This is a genomic window from Microvirga mediterraneensis, from assembly GCF_013520865.1.
Lineage (GTDB): Bacteria > Pseudomonadota > Alphaproteobacteria > Rhizobiales > Beijerinckiaceae > Microvirga > Microvirga mediterraneensis.
Window position 1 is genome coordinate 1,388,536 of sequence record NZ_JACDXJ010000001.1, and the last position, 13,077, is coordinate 1,401,612.

Below are 13,077 nucleotides of genomic sequence, written 5' to 3' on the forward strand. Positions count from 1 at the left end.
CCCCTTAATCCTTATTCCGCCGCCTGCAGGTTCCGGAGACGATCCATCTCCTGGAGCGCGCGGCGATACTCGACCGGCATGACCTTCACGAACTTGGTGCGATAGGTTGCCCAGTTGTCCAGGATCTCCTTGGCGCGCGTCGAGCCCGTATAGGTGTGGTGATTGGTGATGAGCTGCATCAGGCGCTCTTCATCGGGGCCTGACATGTTGGCCATGATGTCGATGCGGCCCTTGGTCTCCAGGTCGCCGCCGTGATGGTGGAGGCGGCGCATCAGGTCCTCCTCCTCCTCGACGGGTTCGAGATCGACCATGGACAGATTGCAGCGCTTGCCGAACGTGCCGTCCTCGTCGAGCACATAGGCGATGCCGCCCGACATGCCCGCCGCGAAGTTGCGGCCGGTCTGGCCGAGCACGACCACGAGGCCGCCGGTCATGTATTCGCAGCCGTGATCGCCGGTGCCTTCCACCACCGCGATTGCGCCGGAATTGCGCACGGCGAAACGCTCGCCTGCGACGCCGCGGAAATACGCTTCCCCCGCGATGGCGCCATACATCACCGTGTTGCCGACCACGATGGAGTTCTCAGGCAGAGCCTTCGAGGCCGGGGACGGGCTGATGATGATCTTGCCGCCCGACAGGCCCTTGCCGACATAGTCGTTGGCTTCGCCTTCGAGGTTGAGCGTCACGCCCGCGGCCAGCCACGCGCCGAAGCTCTGGCCCGCCGTGCCCTTCAGGTTCACGGTGATCGTGTCGTCGGGCAGGCCTTCATGGCCGTAGCGCTTCGCCACCTCGCCGGACAGCATCGCGCCCACGGTCCGGTCGGAGCTGCGCACCCGGGATTCGATGACGACGGCCTCGCCGTTCTCCAGGGCGGGACCAGCCTGCGCGATGAACTCGCGGTCGAGCACGTTGGCGATCGGGTGAACCTGACGCTCCTGGTGACGGATCGCAACGCTCGCTGGCACCTCCGGCTTGTGGAAGAGCTTCGTGAAGTCGAGGCCCTTCGCCTTCCAGTGGTCGATGGCGACGTTCTTGTCGAGAAGGTCGGACTGGCCGATCATCTCCTCGATGGAGGTGAAGCCCATCTCGGCCATCAGCTCGCGCACTTCCTCGGCGACGAAGAAGAAGTAGTTGATGACGTGCTCAGGCAGACCTTTGAAGCGCTTGCGCAGCACCGGATCCTGCGTGGCGACGCCGACCGGGCAGGTGTTGAGATGGCACTTGCGCATCATGATGCAGCCCGCCGCGATCAGAGGCGCGGTCGAGAAGCCGTACTCGTCGGCACCGAGCAGGGCCGCGATCACCACGTCGCGACCCGTACGCAGGCCACCATCCGCCTGCAGCGCCACGCGGCCGCGCAGGCGGTTGAGCACGAGGGTCTGCTGGGTCTCGGCGAGGCCGATCTCCCAGGGCGAGCCCGCATGCTTGAGCGAGGTGAGGGGAGACGCGCCCGTGCCGCCCTCGAAGCCCGAGATCGTGATGTGGTCCGCGCGCGCCTTGGCGACGCCCGCCGCCACCGTGCCGACGCCCACCTCCGCGACGAGCTTCACCGACACGTCAGCCGAAGGGTTCACGTTCTTCAGGTCGAAGATCAGCTGGGCCAGATCCTCGATGGAATAGATGTCGTGGTGCGGCGGCGGCGAGATGAGGCCGACGCCGGGCGTGGAGTGACGCACGCGGGCAATCTTCACGTCGACCTTGTGGCCGGGAAGCTGTCCGCCCTCGCCGGGCTTCGCGCCCTGCGCCACCTTGATCTGCATCATGTCGGCATTGACGAGATATTCCGTCGTCACGCCGAAGCGGCCGGAGGCCACCTGCTTGATGGCGGAGCGCTTGGAGCGTCCGTCGGCGAGCGGGCGGAAGCGCTCCGGCTCCTCGCCGCCTTCACCGGTGTTGGACTTGCCGCCGATGGCGTTCATGGCGAGCGCCAGCGTCTCGTGCGCCTCCTTCGAGATCGACCCGAAGGACATGGCGCCGGTGGAGAAGCGCTTCACGATCTCCTGGGCAGGCTCGACCTCGCTCAAGGCAACCGGTGCGCGTCCCGTCTCTTCAGCATTCTTGATGCGGAAGAGGCCGCGAATCGTCTTCAGCTCGTTGTCCTGCTCGTTCACGAGGCGGGCATATTCGCGGTAGCGGTCCTGCGCGTTGAGGCGCACCGCGTGCTGCAGCGTCGCGACCGTGTCCGGGTTCCAGGCATGGACCTCGCCGCGCTGGCGATAAGCGTATTCGCCGCCCACATCGAGGGCGTTGCGGTAGACCGGCGCGTCGCCGAAGGCGTCGCGGTGGCGGCGCACGTTCTCCTCCGCCACCTCGTCCATGCCGATGCCTTCGATGGTGGTCGCCGTGCCGAAGAAGTCGCGGGACACGAAGTCGGAGCGGAGGCCGACCGCGTCGAAGATCTGCGCGCCGCAATAGGATTGATAGGTGGAGATGCCCATCTTCGACATGACCTTGAGCAGGCCCTTGCCGATGGACTTGATGTAGCGCTTGATCGCCTCGTCGGCGTCCACCTCTTCCGGCAGTTCGCCGTTCTCGAGCATGTCCGCGATGGTCTCGAAGGCGAGGTACGGGTTGATCGCCTCCGCGCCGTAGCCGGCCAAGCAGGCGAAGTGATGGATCTCGCGTGGCTCGCCGGATTCGACCACGAGCCCGACCGAGGTGCGAAGGCCTTTCCGGATCAGGTAATTGTGCACGGCCGCCGTGGCCAGCAGCGCCGGGATCGGGATGCGGTCCGGGCCGACCATGCGGTCGGACAGGATGATGATGTTGTAGCCGCCGTGCACGGCCGCTTCCGCGCGGTCGCAGAGGCGGTCGAGCGCGCCGTCGAGGGCGGCGGCGCCGAGTTCCGCATCATAGGTGATGTCAAGGGTCTTCGTGTCGAAGCGGTCCTCGAAATGACCGATGCAGCGGATCTTCTCCAGGTCCTCGTTGGTGAGGATCGGCTGGCGCACTTCGAGCCGCTTGCGGCGCGAGGTACCCTCCAGGTCCAGGATGTTCGGACGCGGGCCGATGAACGACACGAGGCTCATGACGAGCTCCTCGCGGATCGGATCGATCGGCGGGTTCGTCACCTGGGCGAAGTTCTGCTTGAAATAGGTATAGAGCAGCTTCGCCTTGTCGGAGAGCGCGGAGATCGGCGTGTCCGATCCCATGGAGCCGACGGCTTCCTGGCCGGTGACGGCCATGGGCTGCATGAGGAGCTTGAGGTCCTCCGCCGTGTAGCCGAAGGCCTGCTGGCGGTCGAGGAGCGATACGTCCGTGCGCGACTCGCGCGCCTGCACGGGCTTCAGGTCCTCCAGCACGATCTGCGTGCGCTTGAGCCATTCCTTGTAGGGGTTCGCCTGCGCGAGCTGCTGCTTGATCTCGTCGTCGGAGACGATGCGGCCTTCCTCCAGGTCGATGAGGAGCATCTTGCCCGGCTGGAGACGCCATTTCTCGACGATCTTCTCCTCCGGGATTGGCAGCACGCCCATCTCGGAGGCGAGCACCACGAGGCCGTCATCGGTCACGAGATAGCGCGCGGGGCGAAGGCCGTTGCGGTCGAGCGTCGCGCCGATCTGCTTGCCGTCCGTGAAGCACACGGCGGCCGGGCCGTCCCACGGCTCCATGAGGGCGGCGTGATACTCGTAGAACGCGCGCCGGTCGTCGTTCATGAGCGGGTTGCCGGCCCAGGCCTCCGGGATCAGCATCATCATCGCGTGCGACAGCGAGTAGCCGCCGCGCACCAGGAATTCGAGGGCGTTGTCGAAGCAGGCCGTGTCGGACTGGCCTTCGTAGGAGATCGGCCAGAGCTTCGAGATGTCGTTGCCGAAGAGCTCGGAATCGACCGAGGCCTGACGGGCCGCCATCCAGTTCACGTTGCCGCGCAGCGTGTTGATCTCGCCGTTATGGGCGACCATGCGGTAGGGATGGGCGAGCTGCCAGGTCGGGAAGGTGTTGGTGGCGAAGCGCTGGTGCACGAGCGCGATGGCGCTCTCGAAACGCTCGTCCTGAAGGTCGGGATAGTAGTCGCGCAGCTGCGTCACCAGCACCATGCCCTTGTACACGATGGTGCGCGAGGACAGGCTGACCGGGTAATAGCCCGCGGTGCGCTCGTCCTTCATGTCGTAGACGGCGTTGGAGATGACCTTGCGGGCGATGAACAGACGGCGCTCGAAGGTCTCCGCGTCGTCCATGCCCTTGCCCTTGCCGACGAAGATCTGGCGGTGCTGCGGCTCGGTCGCCTTCACGCTCTCGCCGAGATCGCTCGAATCCACGGGCACGTCGCGCCAGCCGAGAACCTGTAGGCCCTCGTCGGTGATCGCCTTGGTGACGATCTCCTCGACGAGCTGGAAGCCCTCCGGGTCGCGGGGCATGAACAGGTGGCCGACGCCGTACTGGCCTTCCTCGGGCAGCCAGATGCCGACCTTGGCGCATTCGGCGGCGAAGAACTTGTGCGGGATTTGGACGAGGATGCCGCAGCCGTCGCCCATCTTCGGATCCGCGCCCACCGCGCCGCGATGGTCGAGGTTGTGCAGGATGGACAGGCCCTGCTCGACGATGGCGTGGGACTTGCGGTTCTTCATGTCGGCGATGAAGCCGACGCCGCAGGAATCCTGCTCGTTGGAGGGATTATAGAGGCCCTGGGCGGCCGGCAGGCCCGGATCGCGCACCGTTTTGACCGTGTCCGCCATCGTGGCCGTACGGCTCGGCACTTGGGCTTCCAGGCTCTTGGTCGGCTCGTCGCTCATGGCAGATCCTCACATCCGAACACGTCTTCAGGTTGTTTGAGGCGGCTTTCAGGCCTGCCGGATGATCGAATCGTCCGGAGTGCCCGCCGCTTCTTTAAGGTTTTCGAGGGGTGGGTCCGGCAGGGGAGCCCGCACCTCGCGGGCACCTTTGGGCTGTCGTCAGCCCAGAGTCGCCCGTCCCGCCCACGTTTTGCGGGCGGCTTTCGTGGTATCTCGTTTCGTTCGCGTCAGGCGAAGCATCAAGAAAACCCCAGGGCGAAGGCGAGGAGTGCAGGCACTCCAAAAGGGACAGCGATACTGTCCTAATGTCTTCAAAGTGCCAGAGTTCGATGCAGCGCACAAGAGGTCTTGGAAAAATTTTAGACAAAAGTTACAAGCGGGCGATGCCGAATGTAACAAAAGCAGCTTTTTGAGCCTACGGACGAAAGTCTCCGCCGAAGGGTCAATGACCTTGACATGTCGGGGCTGCATGAACTCCCTAAGGGAAGGCATGGACCTCATGCCTGGGTCGGCATTCCCCTTTTCCTGGCAATACTCAAGCGCATCGTGCGAGAAAGTGGCTCTCCGGTTTTTCGCGTCCAACGATGCGCCAGCGAAGAGAGGGAGCATCGGATGGGATCCCGAAAGTGAATTCCACTTTGGGGTCCGATGCTCTAGGAACGCATCATGAATTTCGCCAGCGACAACATCGTGGGGGCCAGCGCTCCCGTCCTCCAGGCCATCGTCCAGGCCAATGCCGGGGCCATGGCGGCCTACGGGAACGACGAGATCTCCCGGCGCGTCAGGGCCCGGTTCAGCGCCATCTTCGAGCGCGAGGTTTCCGTTTTCTTCGTCGCGACGGGGACGGCCGCCAATGCGCTCGCCCTGTCCTCCGCCGTTCCGCCTTACGGCCTCTGCGTCTGCCACCGGGAAGCCCACATCATCGACGACGAATGCGGGGCGCCGGAATTCTTCATGCACGGGGCCAAGCTCGCAGGGCTCCCGGGCGTCGGCGCCAAGCTGAGGGCCGAGGATGTCGCCGCCTATCTCGGGAGCCTGCCCCGGGCGGTCAAGCAGATGCCGCCCAAGGCGCTGTCGATCTCGCAGGTGAGCGAGGGCGGCATGGTCTACGGCCTCGACGAGCTTGCGGCTCTCGGGGCCGTCTGCCGGGAGCACGGCCTGTCCTTTCACATGGACGGCGCCCGCTTCGCCAGTGCGCTCGTCTCCCTCGGCTGCACTCCGGCCGAGATGACCTGGAAGCAGGGCGTCGACATCCTGTCCTTCGGGGCCACCAAGAACGGCGGCCTCATGGCCGAGGCCATCGTGGTGTTCAAGCCCGAACTGGCGGAGGCGCTCGACTACCGGTCCAAGCGCGCCGGCCAGATCATTTCCAAGGGGCGCCTCGTGGCGGCGCAGTTCGAGGGGTACTTCGCCGACGGCCATTGGCTCGACAATGCCCGCCACGCCAATCGCATGGCGGCGCTGCTCTCGCAGGGCCTCCTGCAGGTGCCCGGCGTGCGCCTGGCCTGGCCGTCCGAGGCCAACGAGGTCTTCCCGATCATCCCGAAAACTCTGGACCGGGCCCTGAAGGACGCCGGTATCCTCTATCATGACTGGACGGAGCTGAGCCTGCCGGAGACAGAGCATGTCGCCGATCACGAGGTGCTGATCCGCCTCGTCACCTCCTGGGCCACTCGGGAGGAGGATGTACGCAGGCTTCTGGAGATCGCCTCTTCGGGAGTAGGGAGCCATGCGGCCGGGCGATTGCCCTAACCCTGCCGCATTCGCCCGCGATTGGTTCTCTCCAGAGACCCTTGACCGGCGGGGACCCCTCCAACCCCGGCGGGATACCAAGGACCAGGATCCGACAAAACAAAAAGCGCCCCGGCCGAACCGGGGCGCTCTTCGTTTGGGGCTCTGAAAGGGCCTTAGGCAGCCTGCTTGGCTTCGATGGCCTGGGCGCCGTTCGAGGAAATCGGGATGAGCTTCGGCTTCTTGGCCTCGGGAATCTCGCGCACGAGGTCGAGATGGAGCAGGCCGTTCTCGAGGGCAGCACCCGTCACCTGCACGCCGTCGGCCAGCTGGAAGCGCCGGTCGAAGCTGCGCGCCGCGATGCCCTGGTGGAGCACGTCGGTCTTGCGATCTTCGTTGGGCTTGCGCTCGCCGCGAACGGAGAGGGTGTTTTCCTTGACCTCGATGGTCAGGTCGCGATCGGTGAAGCCGGCGACCGCGATGGAGATGCGATAGGCATTCTCGCCGGTGCGCTCGATGTTGTAGGGCGGGTAGCTCGGAGCCGTGTCGACGCTGACGAGCTGGTCGAGCATCGAGAAGAGACGGTCGAACCCGACCGTGTTGCGGTAGAGGGGAGCAAGATCGTACTGTCGCATGGCATATCCTCCGCTTGAAGCGACATGCAGGAAGGGATCCACCGGAAGAGGCTGGATCCGGGCTGATGCGCCGCCATCATGGCCGGCACGAATTCGATGTGGGAGCCGCTTCGTTTGCTTTCAAGGGGGCCGTTCCTTAAGCTCCGGCCGCCCTATAAAGGCGTGAGATTTCGAGTTGGAACCTGCCGTGGAACTCATCACCACCCCCGACAATCCCCTGCCCGGCGAGCCCAAGCTCATCAGCGTCACGACCCGCGACGGGATCCCGCTTCGCGTGGCGACCTGGATGCCGGAAACCGAGGCGCCGCAGGGGACCGTCTGCATCCTGCAGGGCCGGGCGGAGTTCATCGAAAAGTATTTCGAGGTGGTGGGAGAACTGCTCGACCGGGGCTTCGCCGTCGTCGCCTTCGACTGGCGCGGACAGGGCTTGTCAGGCCGGCAGGTCGGCAATCTCCGCAAGGGCCATGTCAGGCGCTTCTCCGATTTCCGGCACGACCTGGAGGCGGTCCGCGACCAGGTTTTGATGCCGCACATGCCGCAGCCGCATTTCGGCCTGGCCCATTCCATGGGCGGCGCCATCGCGCTCGACGCGGCCTACGAAACCTGGCTGCCCTTCCGCCGTCTCGTGACCACGACGCCGATGATCGCCCTGTGCATCATCAAGCGCACCGCGTCCGCCGCGCTCCTGGCCCGGTTCCTGCGGTTCTTCGGCATGGGCAAGATGTTCGTGCCCGGCGGCGGCGAGACGTCGATCTCGACCCTGCCGTTCAAGGGCAACCGCCTGACCGGCGACCCCGTCCGCTATGCCCGCAACGCCAACGCGGCCCACGCCATCGGGGCGGGGGCCATCGGGGCGCCGACCGTGTCGTGGCTCGACGGCGCCTTCCGCTTCATGAAGCGCTTCGTCGATCCGGCCTACGCGGTGAAGATCCGGGTACCGACCCTGATCGTGGCGGCCGGGGCCGACCCGGTCTGCGCCACGCCGGCTACCGAGCGCTTCGCCGCGCGGCTCAAGGCCGGCTCCGCCATCGTCATCCCGGGCGCCCGGCACGAGATCCTGATGGAGCGTGACCCGATCCGCGAGCAGTTCTGGGCCGCCTTCGACGCCTTCATCCCGGGCACTCCCGACCCGGAGGTCGGAGCGAAACGCGATTCGGCCGAAATTGGCCTATCGGCTGAGCAGCTCGACGGCAGCCGCGTGGACCCGGCGGTCGCCCGCGGCGACGATGCGCCCGCCGTCGGCGGCTGATCCGCCCTCCCAGGTGGTCACCACGCCGCCAGCGCCCTCGATGATCGGCACCAGGGCGGCGATGTCGTAGGACTTCAGGCCCGATTCGACCACGAGGTCGATATGGCCGGCGGCCAGCATGCAATAGGCATAGCAATCGCAGCCGTAACGGGCGAGCCGCGCGACGCTCTCCACCCGGTCATAGGCGCGCAGCTCCTCGCCGGCGAAGAGGCGCGGGCTCGTGGTCGAGATGACCGCGTCCTTCAGGGAGGCGCAGCGGCGGGCCATCAGCTTGCGCTCGCCGCCCGGCCCCCGGTACGTCGCGCTGCCGCCGTCGCCGAAGAAGCGCTCGCCCGTGAAGGGCTGGTGCATCATGCCGAAGACCGGACGGCGCTTGTAGGTCAGCCCGATCAAGGTGCCCCAGGTGGGAAGCCCCGCAATGAAGGCCCTGGTTCCATCGATGGGATCGAGCACCCAGACGTAATCCGCATCCTCGCGCTCGGCGCCGAACTCCTCGCCGACGATGCCGTGGGTCGGGAAACTGCGCTTGATGAGGTGACGCATGATCGCCTCGCTCGCCCGATCCGCCTCCGTCACCGGGTCGAAGGCTCCGCCGCGGGACTTGTCCTCGGTGGCGATGGCAGTGCGGAAGAAGGGCAGGATCGCCTGGCCCGATTGGGTCGCGAGCTCGTTGACGAAATGCGTGAAGTCGATGAGCCCCATGACCTGGCGTATCCCCTAAATGATGAGAGCGGGCGGTATTGGCCCGCCTGCAATCAGCTTCTATCAAGCGCTTGGCGCGCGGCAAGAGAGCGGTCGCGCATCGCGCGGAAAAGTGGGCCCTGTGTCCCGTGCGCTGCACGCGCGTCAAAGGATTTCGCCTTCATGAATTTTGCGTCCAAGTCCGGCACGACCCGATTCGAATCGGCCCTGTTCCTGATCGCGGTTCTCGCCGCGCTCTATGCAGTCAGCCAGTTCCTGCGCAATTCCATCGGCGTCATCGCCAATGACCTCGCCCGCGAGCTGCATCTCACGGCAACCCAGACGGGCCTTCTCTCCAGCGCCTTCTTCTTCGCCTTCGCGGCGGTCCAGATCCCGATCGGCATCCTCATCGACCGGTACGGCCCCAAGCGGGTCATGCTGGCGACGGCCGTGCTGACGGTTGCGGGAACAATCCTCTTCGCCCTTGCTCCTTCGGCTTCCCTGCTCATCGCCGCGCGGGCGCTCATGGGGCTCGGCTGCTCCACCTTCTTCATGGCGCCCCTGGTGATCTATGCCCGGCGCTTCCCGCCGCAGCGCTTCGCCGGGTTGACCAGTCTGCAGATGGGATTGGCCAATACCGGCACCCTGGCGGCGACGGCCCCGCTGGCGGCCTCCGCCGCGGCCTTCGGCTGGCGCGCCTCGTTCCTCGCGGTGGCCGTCCTGACCATCATCATCTGGTTCGCCATCCTGTGGATCGTGCCTAAGGATCCGCACGCGGAGCGGCCGAAGGAGACCTGGAGTGATGCATTCCGTGGCGTGGCCGCCGCCCTGAAGGTGCCGTCCTTCTGGCCGGTCTTCTTCATGCACCTGACCACATATGGGTGCTTCGCCTCAGTGATCGGGCTCTGGGGCGGGCCCTGGCTGTCCGACGTGCACGGGGCCGATCTCGCCATGAGAGGAAACATCCTGCTGCTGGGCGCGACGGCGCAGATCTGCGGCATGCTGCTCTGGGGCGCCATGGACCGGTTCTGGGGCAGCTACAAGAAACCCGTCCTCATCGGCAGCACGGCGACGATCCTCCTGCTTCTCCTGCTCGTCCTCGCGCCTCTCGACCGCACCGCCGTCACGTTCTGGTTCCCCCTCTTCGGCCTCTGCGTCGCCTATACGCCCATCCTGACCAGCCACGGGAAGTCGCTGTTCCCATCGACCCTCACGGGGAGGGGTATCACGCTCATGAATATCGGCACGATGGGCGGGGCGTTTCTCTCCCAGAGCGTGACGGGCATGCTGATCGACCTCATGGGACGGTCGGACCAGGGGCTTTACCGCCCGGAGGGCTATCGCCTCGTTTTCGCGGCTCTCGCGGGCTGGCTGCTCCTGAGCCTTGCCTTCTATGTCAAAGCCATCGATCCGCATCCGAGCAGGCATGCAACAAAGGCATAACCGGAGGCGAGATTTTGGTTGCAATTTGTGCGATGCGGCGTAATTATTGCAGTGCGATATGGCGATGGCGTCGCCGTATCGCTGCCCTTCTTGGGCGTTTCCTCCCTAAACTTCGGGCCGCTGGCAACAGTGGCCTTTTTTCTTGCCCGAACGGGTTTGATGCGCAGAGGATCACTCCGCTGCGATGGACCGAATCGTCAGCTCGCCCTCGATATCCGCGATTACCTGGGTGAAAGCCTGGGTCACGTCCTCCGCAAGCACCGCGAAGCCCGGCTTCTTCTGCATGCTGCGCTCGTCCATGTAGAGCGCCCGGTTGATCTCGATCTGGAGCGCGTGCCGCCCCAGGGCGGGCTCGCCGTAATGCTCGGTGATGAATCCGCCCGCATAGGGCTTGTTGCGGATCACCGTATAGCCGCGTCCTCTCAAGGCCGCTTCCACCAGGTCGATCAGAAGGGTGGCGCAGCTCGTGCCGTAGCGGTCGCCCAGCACGATGTCGGCCTTGGCTCCGTCCTCGCGGCTGACGCTGGAGGAGGGCATGGAATGGCAATCGATCAGGACGGCATGCCCGAAATGCTGGGCCGTGCGGCGCACGAGATGGCGCAGGGTCCGGTGATAAGGCTTGTAGAGCCATTCGATCCGGTGCAGGGCCTCGTCCACGTGGAGGCGGGAGCGGTAGATCTCCTGCCCGTCGGCCACGATGCGCGGGATGGTCCCGAGGCCTCCGGCCACCCGCATGGAGCGGGTATTGGTGAAAGGCGGCAGGCGGCCGTCGAACATGCGGGAATCGAGCTCGTAGGGTTCCCGGTTCAGGTCGAGAAAGGCCCGCGGGAAGCGCGCAGTCATGAGGGGCGCGCCGAGATCCGGCATCGCGCTGAAGAGCTCGTCCACGAAGGCGTCCTCGGAGCGCCTCAGGGCGACGGCATCGAGCCGGGACGCAGCCAGGAAGGACGCCGGATAGACGGCTCCCGCATGAGGCACGTTGAAGACGAAGGGGATCGTCTGCGCCGAAGGTTCGGTGATCGTGAAGGGGGGATCGAACTCATCAACGATGGTTGGCCGCATCAGAAATCTTGGCTTTATTGGAAAAGAAGCAGGTGTTCGCGCTAGTGTAAGGCAGCTCCGCCGCCTGTCCATGACAATATCGTAGCAACGCTGCGTCGTACTTTCACGGCTTGTTTACCATCGACCCGTCATGAAGGAGCGAGTCAAACCGCCACGATTCGGGACTGGCAACCGATGAAGATTCTTCTTGCCGAAGACGATAACGACATGCGCCGCTTCCTCGTGAAGGCGCTGGAGAACGCAGGCTACGACGTCGCCTCGTTCGACAACGGCCTTTCGGCCTATAACCGCCTGAGGGAAGAGCCCTTCGAGCTCCTCCTGACCGACATCGTCATGCCGGAGATGGATGGCATCGAGCTGGCCCGCAAGGCCACCGAGCTCGACCCGGAGATCAAGGTGATGTTCATCACCGGCTTCGCGGCCGTCGCCCTCAACCCGGATTCCCAGGCCCCGCGCGACGCGAAGGTCCTGTCGAAGCCGTTCCACCTGCGCGATCTGGTGAGCGAAGTCGATAAAATGATGGCCGCCTAAAAAAGGCTGGCCTTCAGGCTTGCGCCAGAGCCCGCTTGTGGGTATATCGCCCCCACAGCCGAAGCGGGACCTCAAAATCACCGTTTCCCGGGCGCGTAGCTCAGCGGGAGAGCACTACGTTGACATCGTAGGGGTCGCTGGTTCGATCCCAGCCGCGCCCACCATTTTCTTTTTCCGGCCTTCCCGAAGGGCCGCAGGAGACCGGATATGAAGATCCGTAACTCGTTGAAGTCGATCCGCGGCCGTCACCGCGACAACCAGCTGGTTCGTCGCAAGGGCCGGGTCTACATCATCAACAAGACCCAGAAGCGCTACAAGGCTCGTCAGGGCTAAGCCGGCGCGTGCGGCATCGCCGCACACGATAATCTGAATTGACCACGCATGCCGGGACCCTAAAATCCCGGCATGCGTTTTTTCGCGTGCCTGCTGGCCCTCGCCCTCGTGTCCGCCGCGCTCCCTTCGAGCGCACAGGAACCCGTGCGCCCCAAGGATTCCAAGGAGCAGGCTCAGCCGCCTCGGCCGCGCCCACGGACGTCCACTCTCGACGAGCTCTTCGAGCGTTTAGGAAAAGCGCAGTCCGAGCGCGAAGCGGAAGGCATCTCCTCCCTGATCGAGCGGCGCTTCTCCCGCTCCGGCTCCGATACGGCCGATCTTCTCCTCCAGCGCGCGGGCGAGGCTTATGGAAAGAAGGATTTTCCCCTCGCCATCGAACTGATCGACCGGGTCCTGGTGCTCCAGCCCAACTGGGCGGAGGCCTGGTACAAGCGGGCGACGGTGTTCTACCAGCTCGACGATCCGGTGGGCGCCATGGCCGACCTCAACCGGGCGATCAGGATCGAGCCCCGTCACTTCAACGCCTGGACCGGGCTCGGCCACATCCTCATGGCTTCCGACGACAAGGTGCATGCGCTCGTGGCCTATCGCCGGGTGCTCGCCATCAACCCGCAGATGTCCGACGTGAAGACCATCGTGAACCGCCTCTCGCCCGAGGTTGACGGACAGGATCTCTAAATCC

Annotated in this window: 10 protein-coding genes and 1 tRNA gene; 7 read left to right on the top strand and 4 right to left on the bottom strand. The window is 65.2% G+C overall.

Features of this window, described 5'->3' with window-relative positions; all coding sequences use genetic code 11:
* Positions 1 to 11: 11 nt before the first annotated feature.
* On the bottom strand, positions 12 to 4,673 hold the full coding sequence (gene gltB, locus H0S73_RS06535) for a glutamate synthase large subunit (protein WP_181054262.1): 4,662 nt from the start codon (positions 4,671 to 4,673) through the stop codon (positions 12 to 14).
* Positions 4,674 to 5,396: 723 nt separating this feature from the next.
* Between gltB and H0S73_RS06540 the strand changes: the two genes are divergently transcribed.
* The gene (locus H0S73_RS06540) at positions 5,397 to 6,482 is read left to right on the top strand and encodes a threonine aldolase family protein (protein ID WP_181051392.1); all 1,086 of its coding nucleotides are present in this window, start codon (positions 5,397 to 5,399) and stop codon (positions 6,480 to 6,482) included.
* 155 nt (positions 6,483 to 6,637) lie between these two features.
* Here the strand turns inward: H0S73_RS06540 and H0S73_RS06545 are convergent, their stop codons facing one another.
* Positions 6,638 to 7,096, bottom strand: coding sequence for an Hsp20 family protein (locus H0S73_RS06545; protein ID WP_181051393.1), 459 nt, complete (start codon positions 7,094 to 7,096; stop codon positions 6,638 to 6,640).
* Between the two features lie 187 nt (positions 7,097 to 7,283).
* Between H0S73_RS06545 and H0S73_RS06550 the strand changes: the two genes are divergently transcribed.
* Positions 7,284 to 8,345 carry an alpha/beta fold hydrolase gene (locus H0S73_RS06550; protein WP_181051394.1) on the top strand — a complete coding sequence of 354 codons (1,062 nt, stop codon included), beginning with the start codon at positions 7,284 to 7,286 and terminating at the stop codon, positions 8,343 to 8,345.
* On the opposite strand, the gene hisN is transcribed toward H0S73_RS06550, so the two are convergent.
* Positions 8,265 to 9,047 (bottom strand): histidinol-phosphatase, encoded by a 783-nt coding sequence (gene hisN / locus H0S73_RS06555; protein WP_181051395.1) that lies wholly within the window; start codon positions 9,045 to 9,047, stop codon positions 8,265 to 8,267. The genes H0S73_RS06550 and hisN overlap by 81 nt on opposite strands.
* 162 nt (positions 9,048 to 9,209) lie before the next feature.
* Here hisN and H0S73_RS06560 point away from each other — a divergent pair, with 162 nt between their 5' ends.
* The gene (locus tag H0S73_RS06560; RefSeq protein ID WP_181051396.1) at positions 9,210 to 10,469 is read left to right on the top strand and encodes an MFS transporter; all 1,260 of its coding nucleotides are present in this window, start codon (positions 9,210 to 9,212) and stop codon (positions 10,467 to 10,469) included.
* 171 nt (positions 10,470 to 10,640) lie between these two features.
* Here H0S73_RS06560 and H0S73_RS06565 read toward each other — a convergent pair whose 3' ends face one another.
* Positions 10,641 to 11,531, bottom strand: coding sequence for an N-formylglutamate amidohydrolase (locus H0S73_RS06565; protein WP_181051397.1), 891 nt, complete (start codon positions 11,529 to 11,531; stop codon positions 10,641 to 10,643).
* 174 nt (positions 11,532 to 11,705) lie between these two features.
* Here H0S73_RS06565 and cpdR point away from each other — a divergent pair, with 174 nt between their 5' ends.
* From cpdR to H0S73_RS06585, 4 genes are all read left to right on the top strand, one after another.
* The gene (gene cpdR / locus H0S73_RS06570) at positions 11,706 to 12,062 is read left to right on the top strand and encodes a cell cycle two-component system response regulator CpdR (RefSeq protein WP_036361886.1); all 357 of its coding nucleotides are present in this window, start codon (positions 11,706 to 11,708) and stop codon (positions 12,060 to 12,062) included.
* An 89-nt stretch (positions 12,063 to 12,151) separates the two neighbouring features.
* Positions 12,152 to 12,226 (top strand) — tRNA-Val (locus tag H0S73_RS06575).
* 43 nt (positions 12,227 to 12,269) lie between these two features.
* The gene (gene ykgO, locus H0S73_RS06580) at positions 12,270 to 12,395 is read left to right on the top strand and encodes a type B 50S ribosomal protein L36 (protein ID WP_009763379.1); all 126 of its coding nucleotides are present in this window, start codon (positions 12,270 to 12,272) and stop codon (positions 12,393 to 12,395) included.
* Positions 12,396 to 12,467: 72 nt separating this feature from the next.
* Complete coding sequence (locus H0S73_RS06585) at positions 12,468 to 13,073, top strand: tetratricopeptide repeat protein (RefSeq protein ID WP_181051398.1); 606 nt, start codon at positions 12,468 to 12,470, stop codon at positions 13,071 to 13,073.
* Positions 13,074 to 13,077 lie beyond the last annotated feature (4 nt).